Annotated in this window: 16 protein-coding genes; 5 read left to right on the top strand and 11 right to left on the bottom strand. The window is 66.2% G+C overall.

Annotated elements, in window-relative coordinates:
* The first annotated feature begins 124 nt into the window (after positions 1-124).
* Positions 125-1261 carry a DUF2827 family protein gene (locus WS61_RS11355; protein WP_059500576.1) on the top strand — a complete coding sequence of 379 codons (1137 nt, stop codon included), beginning with the start codon at positions 125-127 and terminating at the stop codon, positions 1259-1261.
* Positions 1262-1285: 24 nt separating this feature from the next.
* Here the strand turns inward: WS61_RS11355 and WS61_RS11350 are convergent, their stop codons facing one another.
* The 3 genes from WS61_RS11350 to WS61_RS11340 form a co-directional block, all read right to left on the bottom strand.
* Positions 1286-1702, bottom strand: coding sequence for a hypothetical protein (locus WS61_RS11350; RefSeq protein WP_059500575.1), 417 nt, complete (start codon positions 1700-1702; stop codon positions 1286-1288).
* Between the two features lie 70 nt (positions 1703-1772).
* The gene (locus WS61_RS11345) at positions 1773-2576 is read right to left on the bottom strand and encodes an EAL domain-containing protein (RefSeq protein ID WP_034204160.1); all 804 of its coding nucleotides are present in this window, start codon (positions 2574-2576) and stop codon (positions 1773-1775) included.
* 791 nt (positions 2577-3367) lie between these two features.
* Positions 3368-4510 (bottom strand): DUF2827 domain-containing protein, encoded by a 1143-nt coding sequence (locus WS61_RS11340; RefSeq protein ID WP_059500574.1) that lies wholly within the window; start codon positions 4508-4510, stop codon positions 3368-3370.
* A 407-nt stretch (positions 4511-4917) separates the two neighbouring features.
* Here WS61_RS11340 and WS61_RS11335 point away from each other — a divergent pair, with 407 nt between their 5' ends.
* A complete protein-coding gene (locus WS61_RS11335; RefSeq protein ID WP_179949674.1) occupies positions 4918-6237 on the top strand; it encodes a galactosyl transferase GMA12/MNN10 domain protein in 1320 nt (439 codons plus the stop codon).
* An 81-nt stretch (positions 6238-6318) separates the two neighbouring features.
* Here the strand turns inward: WS61_RS11335 and WS61_RS11330 are convergent, their stop codons facing one another.
* From WS61_RS11330 to WS61_RS11305, 6 genes are all read right to left on the bottom strand, one after another.
* On the bottom strand, positions 6319-8433 hold the full coding sequence (locus WS61_RS11330; protein WP_059500572.1) for a phosphocholine-specific phospholipase C: 2115 nt from the start codon (positions 8431-8433) through the stop codon (positions 6319-6321).
* Between the two features lie 42 nt (positions 8434-8475).
* Positions 8476-8679 carry a hypothetical protein gene (locus tag WS61_RS11325; RefSeq protein WP_034204156.1) on the bottom strand — a complete coding sequence of 68 codons (204 nt, stop codon included), beginning with the start codon at positions 8677-8679 and terminating at the stop codon, positions 8476-8478.
* Positions 8680-9000: 321 nt separating this feature from the next.
* Positions 9001-10995 (bottom strand): acetyl/propionyl/methylcrotonyl-CoA carboxylase subunit alpha, encoded by a 1995-nt coding sequence (locus tag WS61_RS11320; RefSeq protein WP_059500571.1) that lies wholly within the window; start codon positions 10993-10995, stop codon positions 9001-9003.
* A gap of 36 nt (positions 10996-11031) precedes the next feature.
* Entirely contained in the window at positions 11032-11817 is a 786-nt protein-coding gene (locus WS61_RS11315; RefSeq protein ID WP_059500570.1) for an enoyl-CoA hydratase/isomerase family protein, read from the bottom strand.
* 19 nt (positions 11818-11836) lie between these two features.
* A complete protein-coding gene (locus WS61_RS11310) occupies positions 11837-13444 on the bottom strand; it encodes a carboxyl transferase domain-containing protein (RefSeq protein ID WP_034204153.1) in 1608 nt (535 codons plus the stop codon).
* Between the two features lie 31 nt (positions 13445-13475).
* A complete protein-coding gene (locus tag WS61_RS11305; protein WP_059500569.1) occupies positions 13476-14657 on the bottom strand; it encodes an isovaleryl-CoA dehydrogenase in 1182 nt (393 codons plus the stop codon).
* Positions 14658-14827: 170 nt separating this feature from the next.
* On the opposite strand from WS61_RS11305, the gene WS61_RS11300 reads away from it, so the two are divergent.
* Complete coding sequence (locus WS61_RS11300) at positions 14828-15574, top strand: TetR/AcrR family transcriptional regulator (RefSeq protein WP_059500568.1); 747 nt, start codon at positions 14828-14830, stop codon at positions 15572-15574.
* Positions 15575-15637: 63 nt separating this feature from the next.
* Here WS61_RS11300 and WS61_RS11295 read toward each other — a convergent pair whose 3' ends face one another.
* Positions 15638-16126, bottom strand: coding sequence for a MarR family winged helix-turn-helix transcriptional regulator (locus WS61_RS11295; protein ID WP_059500567.1), 489 nt, complete (start codon positions 16124-16126; stop codon positions 15638-15640).
* 202 nt (positions 16127-16328) lie between these two features.
* Here WS61_RS11295 and WS61_RS11290 point away from each other — a divergent pair, with 202 nt between their 5' ends.
* Both WS61_RS11290 and WS61_RS11285 read left to right on the top strand, forming a co-directional pair.
* Complete coding sequence (locus WS61_RS11290) at positions 16329-17408, top strand: aromatic ring-hydroxylating dioxygenase subunit alpha (protein ID WP_059500566.1); 1080 nt, start codon at positions 16329-16331, stop codon at positions 17406-17408.
* Positions 17405-18370: a PDR/VanB family oxidoreductase gene (locus tag WS61_RS11285; protein ID WP_059500565.1), complete on the top strand. Its 966-nt coding sequence runs from the start codon at positions 17405-17407 to the stop codon at positions 18368-18370. Before WS61_RS11290 ends, WS61_RS11285 begins: the two co-directional genes overlap by 4 nt.
* 176 nt (positions 18371-18546) lie before the next feature.
* Here the strand turns inward: WS61_RS11285 and WS61_RS11280 are convergent, their stop codons facing one another.
* Positions 18547-18993, bottom strand: a complete 447-nt coding sequence (locus tag WS61_RS11280) for a hypothetical protein (protein WP_059500564.1) — start codon at positions 18991-18993, stop codon at positions 18547-18549.
* Positions 18994-19148: the final 155 nt, after the last annotated feature.

Genomic DNA, 19148 nt, shown 5'->3' with positions numbered 1-19148 from the left:
CAAGCGAAGCACGTGCTCGACTCGGTCAGCATCTACAACCCCGAGAACGTCGCGGCCTATACGGACGCGATCGCCGCGCTCTATCGCGACGCGTGACCTGTCCCCGCCCCACGGAGCCGATCCGATGAAACTCAATGTCGCGATAACGATGAACGTGCAGCGCGACGCGACGCAGTCGATCTGGTACAACGGCGCGAATCAGCACTGCGTGTACCTGTACATGCTGCTGAAGCAATCGCCGTTGATCGGCGAGGTCTGGCTCGCGCACGACGACGGCATCACCGAGTATCCGCAGGCGCTGATGATGGACGCATTCGGCGACGCGCTGCGGCCGCTGTCGGCCGTCGTTCACCGGACCGACCTGCTGATCGAGATGAATGCGTTCGTCGACCCGTCGCACACGGACGCCGTGCGCCGGCGCGGCGGCAAGTGCGTGTCGTACCGCTTCGGAAACGACTACGTGATCGCGGTCGAGACGATCAACTTCGAGAAGAACGACTGGCGGCCGAACCCGAACCGCGTGCAGTTCGACGAGATCTGGACGAATCCGCAGCACATGCATACGTGCGCCGCGTATTTCCAGGCCGTGTACCGGGCGCCGGTGATCGAGCTGCCGCACATCTGGTCGCCGTATTTCATCGAACGCAGCCTCGACGCGGATCCCGAACTGAAGGCGCGCTTCGGCTATCGCAATCGCGGCCCGGCCAAGCGCATCGCATTCTTCGAGCCGAACCTGAACGTCGTGAAGAGCGCGATCGTGCCGATGCTCGCCGCGAATGCGTGCTACGTCGAACATCCGGAGCTGGTCGAGCACGTGTACATGACCAACACGTTCGACAAGAAGGAAAACGTCGCCTTCAAGCATCTCGCGCTCGGGCTCGAGATGGTGCGAGACGGCAAGGCCACTGCCGACGTGCGCGCGCCGTTCGTCGCATGGGCCGCGCATCACACCGACATCGTCGTGTCGCACCACTGGGAAAACGGCCTCAACTACCTGCTGTACGACGCGCTGTACGGCAACTACCCGCTCGTGCACAACTCGCCGTTCCTGCGCGACGTCGGCTACTACTATCCGGACTTCGAGATCTTCGATGCCGCGCGCGCGATCGCGACCGCCGCGCAGACGCACGACGCACGGCTCGACGACTACGCGGCGGCGGCTCGCCGTTGCCTGCATCGGGTCGACACGCTCGCCGAGCACAACGTCCGCGCCTATTCCACGCAGATCCAGCACCTGTTCGCCGGCCGCCCGCTCGGCTGAGTTCCTTCACACGCGCCGGTTGCGTTACGCCAGTACCCGATCGCCGCTTTGCGCGGCGAACGCGCGACCATGTCGCCGCCCCATGCGCGCGAGCACCGCGAAACAACGGGTTGCCGACCGGCCTGCTCCGCCCGATTGCCTGACGAGGCTGTCGGATACGCCGCGCGCGATCGCCGACTCGTCGCCGCACGCGCCGGCGATGACGCCCGCGTAATAGTGCCGCGCCGCGAGTTCGCGGCCGCCCGTGTCGAGCGGGCTCATCCGCTGAATGCGGCGCGCGACGATCGTCAGGCCATTCAGACAGGATGCGACGTCGAACGGCGCATCGGTCGATTCGGCGCCGAGTTGCCTCAGCATGTCGACCAGTTCGGCGATCGCGACCAGGTCGCGCACATCGGCCGCCTGTGTGCCCGTTCCGCCTCCGGCTTTCGTTCCCGCCATGCCCACGCCCCTTTGCGATTCGTCCCGCTCCCGACGCACACGCCGCGCGCCGCCCTGCCCGTTCCCGCAGTCATGCGGCGGCCGGCGATCGCCATGAAAACCGGATGCCCTGCGCCCACGTGACGCCGGCATCCACGATGATCTGTCGGTCGGTCTCGCTTTCCACGCCTTCGACGACGACGTGCCGCGCACCTTCATGCGCAAACGCGATCAGCCGGCGGAACTGGTAGCGGCCGATCGCGTTGCGCTTGATCAGCGACAGGATCGAGCGATCGAGCTTCACGATGTCGGGATTGCCGACCACCAGATTGTTCAATGCGCTGAAACCGACGCCGAAATCGTCGATCGCGATCCGGCACCCGGCCCGCTGGAAGCGGGACACGAACGACCGGCCGGCGACCGGGTTCAGCGGCCCCGTCTCCGTGATCTCGACCACCAGCCGCGCCGCCACCGACGGCTCGCGCTCGAGCCGCCTGAAAATCGCCAGCCACGCGTCGTCCACGACCGCGCTTGCCGCCGCGACGTTGCAACCGTATACGGCGCCCGGATCGGCGCGCAGCGCATCGATCGTGCGGCCGACCACCAGCCGGTCGAACCAACGCATCAGCCCGAGCGCTTCGAGGCGCGGCAGAAAGGCGAGCGGCGGCAGCGCATCGCGCTCGCCCCACCGCAGCCGCGCCAGGCATTCCTCGTACAGCACGCCGCCCGACAGGTCGGCGCGGCACACGGGCTCGCGCGCGAATCCGAGCCGGCTTTCGACGAAACTGCGCACCGACGCAAGATCGGGGTGATCGTCGGGTGCCCCGAACACGAGATCGATTTCGTTGCGATTCGCTTTCCGATTCGCCTCCTGGCGAGCTTCGACCGCATTCATCCGGCGCTCCGGCTAATGGCGAGCCGCCGATCGCGGCTCGACCTCAACACATAGGCGGAACGAGCCGACCTCGACGCGCTCCGCCGCCCACCCGGCCCATCCTGTATGTCGATTTTTTCCGGGGAGCGTACTGTTCGCTTCGGCGCCGTCAAATTCGATATTTTTACGCTATTCGATTATTTGAAATACACCACGCGTGCACGATACCGACAGTGCGACAGGTTACACAACGAGAATTGCAAGAACCCAAAATTCGAATCGTTTATCTTTTTCATCCAAACGGTTTTATCCGGATCGTCTTTTCCCGGATTTTCCCTCGGGCGAATCGGGACACCGCCGATTGTTCAGATAAATGCCGTACCGCGAAGTGCCGCCCGCGCTCGATACGCCACTCGAAACATCGGTGTCCGAACATGCTGTCTCCTGCGCGAAACCTGCGCGAAACGTGCCGCCGCGCGCCATTCGATCATCGCAGCATTCAATTTTCACGTTTCAAACGACATTATTAAAATTCTAAACTGAATCAATCCTCGCCCAACCGATAATACCAATTTCAATTATATGAAGATTGTCGATTGAAACATATTTAACAATCCTTCCGACTTGTTAACCTATAAACTTGTTTTCGACGGACTTCCCTCGGAGCCGTCAATTTCGTGCCTTCTAAAACCGCCGAATCCATCGGGTTCGGCGGTTTCTTTTTTAACGGCACGATTTCGTCAGACATTAGGGCGGGACAAACCCGACGGCGGACGGCGGCGCAACGAACGTGCGCCGGCGGCAACTCGGCGCTAGGCGGCCGGCGCGCCGATCAGGTTCGCGAGCAGCGCGTCGTACTCGGCGACGAGCGCCGGATTCGCCGACGTGTAACGGCCGAGGATCTCGCGCTGGCGCCGCGTATACGCTTGCCAGTCGTCGTCGTGCGTATGCAGCGCGCGCAGCAGCGCGTCGGCGCCCTGCTGCACGTCGTTGTCCGGATAGTAGTAGCCGAGATCGGGCGCGAGGCTCGCGTTGTGCACGAGCGGATAACCCTGCCAGCACACGTCGAAATAGAAATAGTTCAGCGGGTTCGACCATTGGTGCGACACGACGACATCGGTCAGGTCGGCCAGGAACATTGGCGTATCGAAGCGCCCGACGAAGCTCGCCTTGCCCGCGCGCACGATGTCCAGGTAATTCATCAGCATCACGAACTCGGGGCTGTCGTGCGCGAGGCGATCGGCGTTCGTCACGTGCGCGAAGCAGATCGCGTCGGGATCGCGGCGATACGCTTCGTCGATGATCAGCATCGGATACACGCAGAACTTCACGACGTCGTGGTTCGGCTCCATCACCGTGAGCCGCTTGCCGGGCTCGCTGCGCGGCCGGTATTCGCCGCGCTCGGGCAGCGACTGCGCGCGTTCGGTCAGGAACATCGGATCCCACACGAACGGCACGACGCGCCCCGGGCAGCGGCGCAGCGACTGCAGGAACGGCAGCGACGACGGCGCGATCTGCGGAATCGCCCATACCTCGTCGTAGCCGCGGTTGATGAACAGCGAATCCCACAGCCGACGGCCGAACAGGATCGACTCCATCACGTTGATGTACTCGACGCCGCAGCAATAGCTGACCAGCTTCACGCCGCGCGCTTTCAGATAGGCCGTCTGCTCGCCGTTGATCTGCCCGCCCAGCTCGATCACCACGTCGAGCGCATCCTTCATGTCCGCGAACGCGCGCGTGTCGTACACGTTGCGATCCCACGGCAGCGCGTCGGTGAGCGGCACGTCGGTCGTGTTGATCAGCGTCACGCGGTAGCCGTGCGGCGACGCCATCAGCAGCTTCGCGAGGAACAGCGCGTTCTGCTTGATGCCGTTGATCCACAGGCTTTCGTCGGGGGCACGCAATCCGATCGTGATACCGATGCGCAGGCCGGTCAGGACAGGAGACGTCATCGTCGGCGGGATGGAAGGTTGAACGGGGATGGCATCGCGCAGTGTAGCGCGCGAAGCGCCGCTCGCGTCAAGCGGCGGCAACCCGGCATTTTAGCGGAGGCAGCCGGCCGCACACTGTCAGGGATGGTCAGCGCGTGGCCGGGCCGGGCCCATCCGTCCGACCGTTATGCGATACTCGTGCCGCCCGGCGGCCGGTTTTCCCGGGACATTCGAGCGGGCAGCACGCTGCCTCGCCGCACCACGATCAAAACCAAGGCACACAGAATGGAACACGATGCCGCGCAAGGCTTCCAGGCCATCCATGACGAACCGGGGCGGCGCTCGCGGGAAAGCGTATCCGGATGGAGCCCCGAGCCGAAAAACGCCGCGCGGATCGTATGCGCGCTTCTCTGCGTTCGGGGTGCGCGATGATCGTCCTCAGTCATTTCAGCCAGCACGCGCCCGCGAGCCTCGATAACCACCGCTGGTACGCGCAGACGCATGGCTATCGTCACGAGATCGTCGACGCATCCGGCATGCCGCAAGCGCTGCCGTTGCGGCCGCTGCATCGCTACGAGTCGCTGCTCCACGTGCTGCGCGGCGCGCAACCCGGCGAACTCGTGCTGCTGCTCAGCGAAGACGCGGCGATCATCGAACCCGTCGCACTCGATCGCCTGATGGCCGGACGCGACATGCTGCTCGTCGACGCATTCGCATCGCCGCTGCCGCAAGTCGACGTGCAGATCTGGCGCAACACACCGGACGTGCGCGCGATCGCGATGCGGCTCGTGCAGCGCTGCAAGCTCGGCAGCGAGCCGAGGCTGACGTCGGAAGCCGCGCTCTTCGTGGATCTCGATACGCATCGCTACATGACGCCGATCGACGGGCTGTACGCGGTCATGCCGTCCGGCCCCGACCTCGATCCGATGTGGAGCCGCGAACCGACGTTCGCGATCAGCATCGACGACACGCCGCACGATCCCGAACGGAAAGGCGCGACGCCGCGCTTTCGCGACACGCTCGTCGCGTACGTTGATCGCTGCCGCGCTGCCGGCCGGCCGATGTTCGCGTTCGATCACGACGCCGCGGCGCCCGACGAAGCCGCCGAGCGCAGCACGTACAACCCCGGCCGTCCGATTGCGTTGATGATGCTGTACACGCCGAACATCGGCAGCTATGCACGCGTGGCCGAACGGAATGTCCGCCGCTACTGCGACGCGCACGGCTACACGCTCTACGTGCATCGCGACATTCCCGCCGAGATCGGGCTGAACGCCACGGGCAACTGGTTCAAGCCGTGGCTGCTGCACGCCTATCTGCAACATCACGAATGGGTCGTGTGGCTCGATGCCGACGTGCTGATCGCGAACCGGCAGCAACCGCTGGAACCGCTGCTCGAAGGGCGCGACTGGCTGCTCGCGCAGGACCTCGGCCAGTGGGCGTTCAATTCGGGCGTGATGGCGTTCCGCCGCACCGAACGCAACGACGCGATGCTGCGCGACCTGATGACGACGATCGCCGCGCTGCACGACCGCTCGAGCGTCTATGCGAGCGATGGCGACCAGTTGCATTTCATTCGCGCGATGGAGCGCGACGGACAATTGCAACGCGAAGGCGTGGCCGATCTCGTCAGCCTCAACACGCCCTGGCTGTTTCGCCGTGCGGACAGCTACATCGTGCACTACTACGGCATGTGGTCCACGATGCGGGCGCTGATGATGGCGCACGACGACGGGCTACTGCCCTGACGCAGCAACGTCGTCGATCGGCAAACCCGACGCGCCGGCCGGATTCAACCGGCCGGCGCGTCGTCGCATCGGTTGCCGTCGTCAGATCGCCGTGATCGTCGGCGCGACGGCCGCAGGGTCGGTGATGCTCGGCTTGCCGGTCTCGACGTGCCCCGCGATGCGGCGCATCCAGCCGGCATTGCCCGCCACCGCGAACTGCAGGTCGTACCAGTGGCTGCTGCACGACAGATCCCAGTGCGCTTCGATGCGCTGGCCGGCCGGAACCGTCAGCGTGCGCGCCGCACCGCCGTACGCGACGTCGGTCGCCGTGACCGTCAGCGGGCTGGTGCCCGCATTGGCGATCGTCACGTAAACATCGCCATTCGCGGTGTCGTAGCACGGCGTGATTTCAGGTTTGGCCGCCGCATCGGCGGCCGCCGACCCCGCGAAGCGCCGGAAATAACCGTTCGGCCCCCACACGCTCACCAGATAATTGCCGTTCGCATCGAGCGCCCACGTATCGGTCAGCTGCTTGCCGGCTTCGACCGTATAGCGGCGCGGCATCGCAGTGGGGTCTCCCGTATAGACCCAGAAGTGCGCGCCCTGCGTGCCGGTATTCGCGAACGTCAGCGCGTAGCCTTGCGCCTGCAACTGGCCGGTGACATGCAATTCGTACGGCAGCGCACGCGCCGGCCGCGTACCCGGTTCCTGCGCGGTCACGACCTGCTGCGCGGTGCTGGCCGGCGCGGTCTGCGACGATGCGCGCGAGCATTGCAGGTCGGCCTGCGCGACATAGGCCTGCGTGCTCGGCAGGGTCGGCAGCGTCGCGTCCGATTTCGAGAAGTCGAGCGCCGACGTCAAGTCGCCGCAGATCGCGCGACGCCACGGCGAAATGTTGGTTTCCATCACGCCGAAGCGCTTCTCGATGAATTGCAGCACCGACGTGTGATCGAACACCTGCGAGCACACGAAGCCGCCCTTCGACCACGGCGACACGACGAACATCGGCACGCGCGGGCCGAGGCCGTACGGCAGGTTGTCGGCCGTATAAGTGCCGGCTTGCGTCGACGTCACGACGTTGTGCCGCTCGAGCGACACGTCGACGGTGCTCATGCCGGAGCCCGGCAGCGTCGGCGCCGACGGCGGCACGACATGGTCGAAGAAGCCGTCGTTCTCGTCGTACATGATCAGCAGGACCGTCTTGCTCCACACGTCCGGATTGGACGTCAGCGCATCGAGGATCGTCGACAGGTAGTACGCGCCGTACAGCGGCGTGAATTTCGGATGCTCCGAATACGCGGCGGGCGGCAGCAGCCACGACACTTGCGGCAGCGCATTCGCCTGCACGTCGGCCTTCAACTGCGTGATCGGACGCGTGCTCATCCCGCGCGTCTGCAGCGACGAACCGGCCGGCGCATTCACGAAGTTGCTGAAGCACGCCAGCATGTTGGTGCCGTAGTTGCCGGTGAAGTTGTCGAACCCGGTGCCCTGCTGGTAGATCTGCCACGAGATGCCGGCTTTTTCGAGCCGTTCCGGGTAGGTCGTCCAGTTGAAGGGCGGCAGCTGGACCTTGTCGAACTGGTTGTCGATGTAGTCGGTGTTGTCGAGCAACGGGCCGCCGCCCGTGCCGAGCGGATCGACCATGCCCGTCATCAGGTACATGCGGTTCGGGTGCGTGTTGCCCGGGATCGAGCAGAAGTAGTTGTCGCACACCGTGAACGCATCCGCGAGCGCGTAGTGGAACGGGATGTCGTCGCGAACGTGATAGCCCATCGTCATGTTCGACTTCTGCACGGCCCACTGGTCCGCGCGGCCGTTGTCGATCGCGCCGTGCGTCGTCGCCCATGTGTGCGGCAGGCCGCCGATACATTGCGCGTTGACGCCCGGATTGGTCGTATCGTAGCGGAACGGTGCGATCACGCTCGACTTGTCTTCCTGGCGCGGCTGGAACCACACCGGCTTGCCGTTCGGCAGCGTCACCGGGAAACGGTCGTTGTAGCCGCGCACGCCGCTCAGATGACCGAGGTAATGGTCGAACGAGCGGTTCTCCTGCATGAACACGACGATGTGCTGCACATCCTGGATCGTGCCCGTCACGGTGTTCGGCTCGATCGCCAGCGCCTTGCGGATCGATTCCGGAAGCAGTGCGGTGGCGGCGGTCGCGCCGGCGAGGCCGGCCGAGAACTTCAGAAAATCGCGTCGCGAATGGATGGCCATGCTGGTTGCTCTTGATGGGTTTTCTGGAGGGAACGGCCGGTATCAGGAAGCGGGCGACGAAGCAGGTGCGGTGAAACCCGGCGGGCAGCGCATCTGCGCGGTGGCGACCACGGCGCCGCCGCACGCGGCCTTCTGCTGCGCGACGGGCGCGGCGGGTGCGGTCAGGTCGTCATTGCAGGCGCCGAGCAGGGCGGTCAGCGCGATCAGGCCGGCGACCGCGAAAGGCCGTAGGGCCGACGTTCGCATAACGGTTCTCCGTGAGGATGACGACGTGACGCAGGCGCGAACGCCGCGCCGGTCATATCGACGCCGAGATGCTATGTTCGACTTGTTACACGACGGTGTCGAGTGGCGGGAAGATCGAGGTGCCCGCAGCGCGCAGCGCGCGGGGATGTGGCGAGAACAGCGGAGTTCGTAAGTATTTCGAAAGATTTGCGCGAATCACACGTACTGCTTCGTGCGTCCTCGATACCGACGCCGCGCTGTCGCGACGACGGCGAATGACGAAATGCTTTCGTGCGAGCCGGCCGCCGCAGCAACCGGCCCGCGTATGGTCGCAAGACCCGCTCAGCCTTCCGCCATCATCAGCAACTGCGCACCGTCCGCGACCTGATCGCCGACGCCGTACAGCACTTCCGCGACGACGCCCGCGCGCGGCGCGCCGATCGTGTGTTCCATCTTCATCGCTTCCATCACGATCAGCGGCGTGCCGGCTTCGACCTTCTGGCCCGGCTCGACCAGCACCGCGATCACCTTGCCGGGCATCGGCGCGGTCAGGCGGCCGCCGCCCTGCTCCGCGTCGCCTGCATGCGCGAGCAGGTTGCGCCATTCGAACGTCTCGGCCGCGCCCTGCGTGAACACATGGAACGTGTCGCCGTCCGCATGGACGCGGCCGCTGCCGCGCACGCCGCCGAGCGTCACGTCGAAATCGAGCGGCGTGGCGCCGCGCGTCCATACGAACGGTTGCGCGGCCGCGTCGCCGATCGCGATGCGCGTGCCATCGCCGTCGTCCTCGTACGCCACCGTCATGTCCGCTTCGCGATCGGGCGCGTGCCATTCGAGCGTGCGGCGATAGCCGCCGTTCAGCCGCCAGTCCGGCAGCGCGCTCCACGGCGATGCGGCCTGCGTTGCCCCGCGTTCGCGGGCAAGCAGCGCCGCGCATGCGAGTGCGAGCGCCGCACGCGGCGGCTGTTGCGGCGCGAACAGCGCATCGTGATTGCGTTCGATCAGGCCCGTGTCGAGATCGGCCGTCGCGAACGGCTCGCATGCGACGATCCGCTGAAGGAACGCGGCGTTCGTATGCAGGCCGACCACCTCGCACGCGCGCAGCGCACGCAGCATCAGGCCCAGCGCTTCCGCGCGGTCCGCGCCGTGGACGATCAGCTTCGCGATCATCGGATCGTAGAACGGCGTGATCGCATCGCCTTCGCGCACGCCGCTGTCGATGCGCACCGCCGCGCCGATGTCGAACTCGACGCCGGCCGGCAGCCGCAGGTGCTTCAACGTGCCCGTCGACGGCAGGAAGCCGCGCGCGGGGTTCTCCGCGTAAAGGCGTGCCTCGAGCGCATGGCCCCGTACGCGCAACGCCTCCTGCTTCAGCGGCAGCGGCTCGCCCGCCGCGACGCGCAGTTGCCATTCGACGAGATCGAGCCCCGTGACCATCTCGGTGACCGGATGCTCGACCTGCAGGCGCGTGTTCATCTCCATGAAGTAGAACGCGTCGCCCGTCATGATGAATTCGACGGTGCCCGCGCCGACATAGCCGACCGCGCGCGCGGCCGCGACGGCCGCTTCGCCCATCGCCTGGCGCACGTCGTCGTGCAGCCCCGGCGCCGGCGCTTCCTCGAGCACCTTCTGGTGACGGCGCTGCACCGAGCAGTCGCGGTCGAACAGGTACACGGTATTGCCGTGCGTGTCGCCGAACACCTGCACCTCGACGTGGCGCGGACGCGTCAGGTACTTCTCGATCAGCACGCGATCGTTGCCGAAGCTGCTCGCGGCTTCGCGCTGGCACGACGCGAGCGCCGCCGGGAAATCGTCGGAGCGCTCGACCACGCGCATCCCCTTGCCGCCACCGCCCGCGCTCGCCTTCAGTAGCACCGGATAGCCGATCCCGTCGGCCTCGCGATGCAGCCTGGCCGCGTCCTGGTCGTCGCCGTGATAGCCGGGCACGAGCGGCACGGCGGCCGCGTGCATCAGCGCCTTGGCGGCCGCCTTCGATCCCATCGCCGCGATGGCGTCGACCGGCGGCCCGATGAACACGATGCCGGCCGCCTCGCATGCATGCGCGAAATCTTCGTTCTCCGACAGAAATCCATAGCCGGGGTGAATCGCCTGCGCGCCGGTCGCTCGCGCGGCTTCGATGATGCGCTCGATGCGCAGGTAGCTGTCTGCTGCGGCCGCGCCGCCGATGTGCACGGCTTCGTCGCATGCGGCCACGTGTTTCGCATTCGCGTCCGCGTCGGAATAGACGGCGACGCTCGCGATCCCGAGACGTTTGCACGTCGCGGCGACGCGGCACGCGATTTCGCCGCGGTTGGCGATCAGAATCTTGTCGAACATGGCTTCGATGTCGTCCGGAAGGTTGGGGTCACGCGATCATTCACGCCACGACGGCGTGCGCTTTTCGAGGAAAGACGCGATCCCTTCGCGCGCTTCCGCGCCGGCGCGGGTCTGCGCGATCCAGTCGGCGGTCTGCTCGATCAGCGTCGCGTCGAGCGCGCGGCCGGCCACGTCGGCGACGAGTCGCTTGCACGCCCTCACCGCGTCGGGGCCGTTCGCGACGAGCGTCGCGGCCAACTTCGCGACCGTTTCGTCGAGCGCGCCGGCCGGCACCGCATCGTGAATGAAGCCGAGCGACGCGGCACGCGTGCTGTCGAACACCTCGGCCGTCGCGAAGTAGCGGCGCGCCGCGCGCTCGCCCATCGCACGGACGACGTACGGCGCGATCGTCGCGGGAATCAGCCCGAGCCGCGCTTCCGACAGGCAGAACTTCACGCCGTCGGCGGCGATCGCAATGTCGGCCGCCGCGACGAGGCCCACGCCGCCCGCATACGCGTCGCCATGCACGCGCGCGATCACCGGCTTGCCGCAGCGATAAATCGCTTCGAGCATCCGCGCGAGCTTGCGTGCATCGGCGCGGTTCTCGTCGGCCGAGTAACCGGCCATCTTCTTCATCCAGTTCAGATCCGCGCCCGCGCAGAATGCCGCCCCTTCCGCGGCGAGCACGATCGCGCGCACGCCTTGGTGCGCGTCGAGCCATTCGAACGCGGTGGTCAACTCGGCGATCGTCGTCTCGTTGAACGCATTGCGCACGTCGGGCCGCGCGAGCGTGACGGTCGCCACGCGGCCGGCTTCGCTTACCTTGATCGTTTCGTATCGCATCGGTCTGTCCTCCCGGGCGTTACATGCGGAACACGCCGAAGCGCGTGTCGTCGATCGGCGCGTTCATCGACGCGGCAAGGCCGAGCCCGAGCACGTCGCGCGTCTGCGCGGGATCGATCACGCCATCGTCCCACAGCCGCGCGCTCGCATAATACGGATGGCCCTGGCGCTCGTACTGGTCGCGGATCGGCTGCTTGAACGCGTCCTCTTCCTCGGCCGACCACGACCCGCCCTTCGCTTCGATGCCGTCGCGGCGCACGGTCGCGAGCACCGACGCCGCCTGTTCGCCGCCCATCACCGAGATGCGGGCGTTCGGCCACATCCACAGGAAGCGTGGGCCGAACGCGCGGCCGCACATCCCGTAGTTGCCGGCGCCGAACGAGCCGCCGATGATCACCGTGAATTTCGGCACCTTCGCATTCGACACGGCCGTCACCATCTTCGCGCCATGCCGCGCGATGCCTTCGTTCTCGTACTTGCGCCCGACCATGAAGCCCGTGATGTTCTGCAGGAACACGAGCGGAATCTTGCGCTGGCAGCACAGCTCGATGAAATGCGCACCCTTCACGGCCGATTCGGAGAACAGGATGCCGTTGTTCGCGACGATCCCGACCGGATGGCCCCAGATGTGCGCGAAACCGGTGACGAGCGTCGTGCCGAAGCGTGCCTTGAATTCATCGAACTCCGAATCGTCGACGATTCGCGCGATCACTTCGCGCACGTCGAACGGCTTGCGCGTATCGACCGGGATCACGCCGTACAGACTCTTCGCATCGTAGCGCGGCGGCTTCGGCTCGCGCAGCGCGACCGGCGGCGCGATCTTCGGTGCGAGATGGCCGACGATGTTGCGCGCGATCGACAACGCGTGCGCGTCGTTCTGCGCGAGATGATCGGCCACGCCCGACAGGCGCGTGTGCACGTCGCCGCCGCCAAGATCCTCCGCGCTCACTTCCTCGCCGGTCGCGGCCTTCACGAGCGGCGGCCCGCCGAGGAAAATCGTGCCCTGGTCCTTCACGATGATCGACTCGTCGCTCATCGCCGGCACGTACGCGCCGCCGGCCGTGCACGAGCCCATCACGACCGCGATCTGCGCGATCCCCGCGGCCGACATCGTCGCCTGGTTGAAGAAGATGCGGCCGAAGTGATCGCGATCGGGAAACACGTCGTCCTGGTTCGGCAGGTTCGCGCCGCCCGAATCGACGAGATACACGCACGGCAGCCGGTTTTCCGCGGCGATTTCCTGCGCGCGCACGTGCTTCTTCACGGTGATCGGATAGTAGGTGCCGCCCTTGACCGTCGCGTCGTTGCACACGATCACGCATTCGCGGCCGGCGATGCGGCCGATCCCGGTGATGACGCCCGCGCCCGGCGCGTCGTCGTTGTACATGCCGTTCGCGGCGAGCTGCGACAGCTCGAGAAACGGCGCGCCCGGATCGAGCAGTTGCGCGATGCGCTCGCGCGGCAGCAGCTTGCCGCGCGCCAGGTGCTTGTCGCGCGCGGCCTGGCCGCCGCCCTGCGCGAGCTGTTCGATCTTCGCGCGCAGGTCGGCGACGACCGCCTCGAGTGCCGCGGCGTTCGCGCGGAAGTCTTCCGAACGCGGGTTCAGTTTCGATTCGATGATCGGCATCGACGGGGCTCCGTTCGGGTGGCGTGGGGCGTTACATCGTTTCCGCGAACAGCTCGCGGCCGATCAGCATCCGGCGGATCTCGCTCGTGCCGGCGCCGATTTCGTACAGCTTCGCATCGCGCCACAGGCGCCCGACCGGGTATTCGTTGATGTAGCCGTTGCCGCCGAGGATCTGGATCGCCTCGCCGGCCATCCACGTCGCCTTCTCGGCCGTGTAGAGGATCACGCCCGCGCAGTCCTTGCGCACCTGGCGAATGTGGTCGCTGCCCGCCGAGTCGAGATGGCGGCCCACTGCGTACAGGTACGCGCGGCACGCCTGGAACGTGGTGTACATGTCGGCGACCTTGCCCTGGATCAGCTGGAATTCGCCGATCGACTGGCCGAACTGCTTGCGGTCGTGGATATACGGCACCACCGCGTCGAGACACGCAGCCATGATGCCCGTCGGGCCGCCCGACAATACTGCGCGCTCGTAGTCGAGGCCGCTCATCAGCACCTTCACACCGCCGTTCAGTTGGCCGAGGATGTTCTCTTCCGGCACTTCGACGTCCTGGAACACGAGCTCGCCCGTGTGCGAGCCGCGCATGCCGAGCTTGTCGAGCTTCTGCGCGACCGAGAAACCCTTCATCCCCTTCTCGACGATGAATGCGGTGATGCCGCGCGGGCCGGCTTCGACGTCCGTCTTCGCGTAGACGACGAGCGTGTCGCAATCGGGGCCGTTGGTGATCCACATCTTCGTGCCGTTGAGCACGTAGCGGTCGCCGCGCTTGTCCGCGCGCAGCTTCATGCTGACGACGTCGGAGCCGGCATTAGGCTCGCTCATCGCGAGGGCGCCGACGTGTTCGCCCGACACGAGCTTCGGCAGGTACTTCCGCTTTTGCGCGTCGGTGCCGTTGCGGTGGATCTGGTTCACGCACAGGTTCGAGTGCGCGCCGTACGACAGGCCGATCGACGCCGACGCGCGCGAGATCTCTTCCATCGCGACCATGTGCGCGGTGTAGCCCATGTTCGCGCCGCCGTATTCCTCGGAGACGGTCATGCCGAGCACGCCGAGATCGCCGAACTTCTTCCACAGATCCATCGGGAACTGGTCGGTGCGGTCGACCTCCGCCGCGCGCGGCGCGATTTCCTTCGCCGCAAACGTCGCGACGGCGTCGCGCAGCATCTCGATGTCTTCACCGAGCATGAATTGCACGCCGGGCAGGTTGATCATGTCTCCTCCGTCTCCAGAAAGTGTGTCGTACCCACCGATTTCTGAGTTTTGCTCACATCGAATGAATACGCCGATTCATTGACCTATACAGCGGAAATTTTGCACAGTTTCGCGCCTCGCCGGGTTCGGCGTCAATAGTTTTCTGAGTGATACTCAGCTATCATGCGAGCATGACAGCCGCTCCCGCCGACACCATGACCGCCACCGCCAAAGCCGACCGCGCCGACACGCCGCGCGCACCCGCCGGGCGCAAATCCCAGCAGCGCGTGCAGGACATTCTGCGCGCCGGCCGGGAAGTGTTTGCCGAAAAAGGTTACGAGCATGCGACGGCCGCCGAGATCGCCCAGCGCGTGGGTGTGTCGGAGGCGACGGTGTTCAGCTATTTCCGCGGCAAGCGCGAGCTGTGCGCGCGCGTGATCGCCGACTGGTACGACGAAATCATCGCGGCGTTCGAACACGGGATGCCGCGGGACGCGTCGGTGCAGCAGCAGTTCGCGTTCATCGTGCGCACGCACCTGCGGCTGATGCTCGTGAACGGCACGGGATTGTGCGCGCTGGTGCTGTCGGAAGGCCGCGCGAAGCAGCATGCGCTGAGCGACGAACTCACCGCGCTGCAGCGCCGCTACACGGCGCCGCTGATGGACGTGCTCGCGCGCGGCCAGACGGCCGGGCAGGTTCGCGCGGATCTGCCGCTCAGCCTGCTGCGCTCGATGGTGTTCGGGCCGATCGAGCACGTGCTGTGGGACGCGATCCTCGGGCACCGCAAGCTCGATACGGAAACGACGGCCACGCAGTTGATCGACATGCTGTGGGCGGCCGTGCAGCCGCCGGCGCCGGAACAGGCGGCGCTCGTGCGCTTCAGGAACGAAGTGGCCGAAGCCGTGCGGCGGCTGGAAGGGCAAGCGTCACGCGCGTGACGCCGTCGGGCAGCGCGGAAGCTGCCGCCCCGCCGCAGCCTCCGCGCCGTCGGCTCGGCGCCGCTACGAATCCTCGCTCACCCGCAGCGGCGCGCGACTCTGCTCGTTGTTCAAATGGACGAACTTGCGCAACAGGCGCATCAGTTCCTGCGAATCGTCGTCGCCCATCCCGTCGAACAGGCCGGCGCGCAGTTCCTGCACCAACGGAATGAGCTGCGTGAGCAATTCGACGCCCGCCGGCGTCAGCAGCAGGCGACGCTGACGCCGCGGCAGCACTTCGCGGACGATCAATCCTTTCGCTTCGAGCCGGACCGCGAGATCGGCAGTGGTCGACGTGTCGAGCGCCACCCGTTGCGCGAGCGTGACCTGGTCGAGCCCCGGATTCTCGTAGAGCATCCGCAGCACCGCGTACTGCACGGGCGTCACGTCGCGGCCCAGCTTCTCGTAGAACATCGCAACCGCGATCTGGTGCGCGCGCCGGATCAGGTGCCCGGGTTCGTCGTACAGGTCGATCGGGAAAGCCGGCAGGTCGGCGGGATTCGTTTTTTCCATGAATGAGTCGATGACGTAGGCGGCGCACGCCGGTTGCGCGCGCCGTCGGCATGGCGCCGCGTCGCGCCATTTTCCCGGGAAAACCAGTATACCGCCCGCCTTGCTCCCGCCAATTTCAATGAGTACACTGAATCTCATTCAGTACACGGAATGAAGATCGGGCCGCATCCCCGGCGGCACCGCCTCGAAGGAGACAAAGATCATGTTTCTCAAGAACGCGTGGTACGTGGCGTGCACGCCTGACGAGATCGACGGCAAGCCGCTGGGCCGCAAGATCTGCAACGAGTCGATGGTGTTCTACCGCGCGGCGGACGGCCAGATCGCCGCGCTCGAGGATTTCTGCCCGCATCGCGGCGCACCGCTGTCGCTGGGGTTCGTGCGCGACGGCGTGCTCGTGTGCGGCTATCACGGGCTGGAAATGGGCTGCAACGGCAAGACGACCGGCATGCCGGGCCAGCGCGTCGGCGGTTTCCCGCCGATTCGCAGCTTCCCGGCGGTCGAGCGGTACGGCTTCGTGTGGGTCTGGCCGGGGGACGCGTCCGAAGCCGATCCCGCCAAACTGCCCGCGCTGGCGTGGGCCGAGGATCCGGCCTGGACGCACGGCGGCGGCCTGTATCACATTCGCTGCGACTACCGGCTGATGATCGACAATCTGATGGATCTCACGCACGAGACCTACGTGCATGCGACGAGCATCGGCCAGAAGGAAATCGACGAAGCGCCGCCGAAGACGACCGGCCACGGCGACGAAGTCGTCACGAGCCGCTTCATGGAGAACGTGATGCCGCCGCCGTTCTGGCGGATGGCGCTGCGCGGCAACGGGCTCGCCGACGACGTGCCGGTCGACCGCTGGCAGATCTGCCGCTTCGCGCCGCCGAGCCACGTGATGATCGAAGTGGGCGTCGCGCATGCGGGCCACGGCGGCTACGACGCACCGGCGGACAAGAAGGCGTCGTCGATCGTGGTCGACTTCATCACGCCCGAGACGGACACGTCGATCTGGTACTTCTGGGGGATGGCGCGCAACTTCCGGCCCGACGATCACGCGCTGACCGCCGAGATCCGCGAAGGCCAGGGCAAGATTTTCGCGGAAGATCTCGAGATGCTCGAGCGACAGCAGCGCAATCTCGAGCAGTGGCCCGAGCGCACGCTCCTCAAGCTCAACATCGATGCCGGCGGCGTGCTGTCGCGCAAGGTGATCGACCGGCTGCTCGCCGCCGAAAACGCGGCGAGCCCGCAGCGGCCCGCGATTCCGGTCGCGCACGTCAAGGAGGCGTCATGAGCGGCGCGACATTGACGGTCCGGGTGGCCCGCAGGTGGCAGGAAGCGCGCGACATCTGCGGCTTCGAACTGGTCAGCGACGACGGCTCGCCATTGCCGCGCTTCGACGCCGGCGCCCATATCGACGTGCATCTGCCGGGCGGGCTCGTGCGCCAGTATTCGCTGTGCAACCACCCGGAGCAACGCGATCGTTACCAGATCGCGGTGCTGCGCGAGGCCGAAGGTCGAGGAGGATCGCGGGCGATTCACGACGAAGTCCGGCAAGGCGATACCGTGCGGATCGGCACGCCGCGCAATCAATTCCCGCTCGCCGCCGACGCGCCGCACCATCTGTTACTCGCCGGCGGGATCGGCGTCACGCCGATTCTCAGCATGGCGGAACGGCTGTTCTCGTCCGGCATGCCGTTCGACATGCATTACTGCGCGCGTTCGGCCGATCGCATGGCCTTCGTCGAGCGGATCAATGCGGCCGGGTTTCGCGATCGCACGCGCTTGCACGTCGACGACGGCGATCCCGCGCAACGTTTCGATCTGGCTGCCGTGCTCGCCGGCGCGCCCGACGGCACGCATCTGTACGTATGCGGCCCGCGCGGCTTCATGGATGCGGTGCTGAACGCGGCACGCGAGCGCGGCTGGGGCGAAGCGCGGCTGCATTACGAGTTCTTCGGCGGCGCGGTCGCGCCATCCGGCGCCGATCGCGCATTCCAGGTGCGGATCGCGAGCAGCGGCAAGGTGATCGACGTGCCGGTCGGATGCACGGTGATTGCGGCGCTGGCGGCGAACGGCGTCGACGTGCTGACGTCGTGCGAGCAAGGCGTGTGCGGCACCTGCTTGACCCGCGTGCTCGAAGGCGAGCCCGATCATCGCGATGCGTATCTGACCGACGACGAAAAGGCGGCCGGCGGCCAGTTCATGCCGTGCTGCTCGCGATCGCGAACCGAGCTGCTGGTACTCGATCTGTAGACCTGTAGATCGGTAGATCGACCGCCCGACACGCGGCGGCCGACCACAATACTGGAACGATCCATGGCGCTTTCCGGCCGGCCATCGATCAATACACCTGAATTCCCGACCGATCAATGGCGCTGCAACCCGAACCCGCTTGACCATCGCACGCCGGCGTGCGCCTGTCGCTCAGCTCAATCGGCGAGCCGGCAATGCGACAGTTTCAACCCCGGCAGCACCGGCGCGTCGATATAGCCTTCGTTGACACAGCTGAACCGGAACGCCGCGGACGTGACGAACGGCTTGATCTCGCCGCCGGGAAATTTCGGCTTCAGCGCGCCCTGGTCGGCCACATCGAAATGCGTGTCGAACTGCTCGCCATCGGCCGTCAGCGCACCGAAATACGTGCCGTCCGGATCGCTGCCCATCCGGATCACGGCGCCGACGAACGTGAGGCGCTTGCCGTCGTACTTCGTCTTCGCGGCAGCCATGTCCTGCGTATAGGCCTCGATCACGGCGCCGTAATGCACGTCGATCGCGGGTTCGGCGTTCGACGCCGCACAGGCGGCCTGGTGAACGCACGACAGCAGCGCGCAGGCCGCAAGCGCGGCCGTCATGAACGGCGCGGAAATCTTCTTCATGGGTGGTCTCCCGTCCAGCGTGGTGGTTGAAGTCATCGAAGCCCGGCGTGGTGGCGCCGGTTGAATTCGCTTCCGTTGCTTGAATCGTTCGGATGGCGGTACACGGCTGCGATCGCTTCGTCGCCCGCGTGGTCGTGCGCCGTGCATGGCGCCGC

The sequence above is a fragment of the Burkholderia sp. ABCPW 11 genome, from assembly GCF_001523445.1.
In the GTDB taxonomy this organism is placed as follows: Bacteria; Pseudomonadota; Gammaproteobacteria; order Burkholderiales; family Burkholderiaceae; genus Burkholderia.
Note: the sequence above shows the minus strand (reverse complement) of the source record. Positions and strands in the feature narration are given on the sequence as shown.

Excerpts from the sequence above, each read along its gene's own strand:
- WS61_RS11355 (WP_059500576.1), top strand. The coding sequence starts at position 125 with ATGAAACTCAATGTCGCGATAACGATGAACGTGCAGCGCGACGCGACG.
- WS61_RS11350 (WP_059500575.1), bottom strand. The coding sequence starts at position 1,702 with ATGGCGGGAACGAAAGCCGGAGGCGGAACGGGCACACAGGCGGCCGAT.
- WS61_RS11345 (WP_034204160.1), bottom strand. The coding sequence starts at position 2,576 with ATGAATGCGGTCGAAGCTCGCCAGGAGGCGAATCGGAAAGCGAATCGC.
- WS61_RS11340 (WP_059500574.1), bottom strand. The coding sequence starts at position 4,510 with ATGACGTCTCCTGTCCTGACCGGCCTGCGCATCGGTATCACGATCGGA.
- WS61_RS11335 (WP_179949674.1), top strand. The coding sequence starts at position 4,918 with ATGATCGTCCTCAGTCATTTCAGCCAGCACGCGCCCGCGAGCCTCGAT.
- WS61_RS11330 (WP_059500572.1), bottom strand. The coding sequence starts at position 8,433 with ATGGCCATCCATTCGCGACGCGATTTTCTGAAGTTCTCGGCCGGCCTC.
- WS61_RS11325 (WP_034204156.1), bottom strand. The coding sequence starts at position 8,679 with ATGCGAACGTCGGCCCTACGGCCTTTCGCGGTCGCCGGCCTGATCGCG.
- WS61_RS11320 (WP_059500571.1), bottom strand. The coding sequence starts at position 10,995 with ATGTTCGACAAGATTCTGATCGCCAACCGCGGCGAAATCGCGTGCCGC.
- WS61_RS11315 (WP_059500570.1), bottom strand. The coding sequence starts at position 11,817 with ATGCGATACGAAACGATCAAGGTAAGCGAAGCCGGCCGCGTGGCGACC.
- WS61_RS11310 (WP_034204153.1), bottom strand. The coding sequence starts at position 13,444 with ATGCCGATCATCGAATCGAAACTGAACCCGCGTTCGGAAGACTTCCGC.
- WS61_RS11305 (WP_059500569.1), bottom strand. The coding sequence starts at position 14,657 with ATGATCAACCTGCCCGGCGTGCAATTCATGCTCGGTGAAGACATCGAG.
- WS61_RS11300 (WP_059500568.1), top strand. The coding sequence starts at position 14,828 with ATGACAGCCGCTCCCGCCGACACCATGACCGCCACCGCCAAAGCCGAC.
- WS61_RS11295 (WP_059500567.1), bottom strand. The coding sequence starts at position 16,126 with ATGGAAAAAACGAATCCCGCCGACCTGCCGGCTTTCCCGATCGACCTG.
- WS61_RS11290 (WP_059500566.1), top strand. The coding sequence starts at position 16,329 with ATGTTTCTCAAGAACGCGTGGTACGTGGCGTGCACGCCTGACGAGATC.
- WS61_RS11285 (WP_059500565.1), top strand. The coding sequence starts at position 17,405 with ATGAGCGGCGCGACATTGACGGTCCGGGTGGCCCGCAGGTGGCAGGAA.
- WS61_RS11280 (WP_059500564.1), bottom strand. The coding sequence starts at position 18,993 with ATGAAGAAGATTTCCGCGCCGTTCATGACGGCCGCGCTTGCGGCCTGC.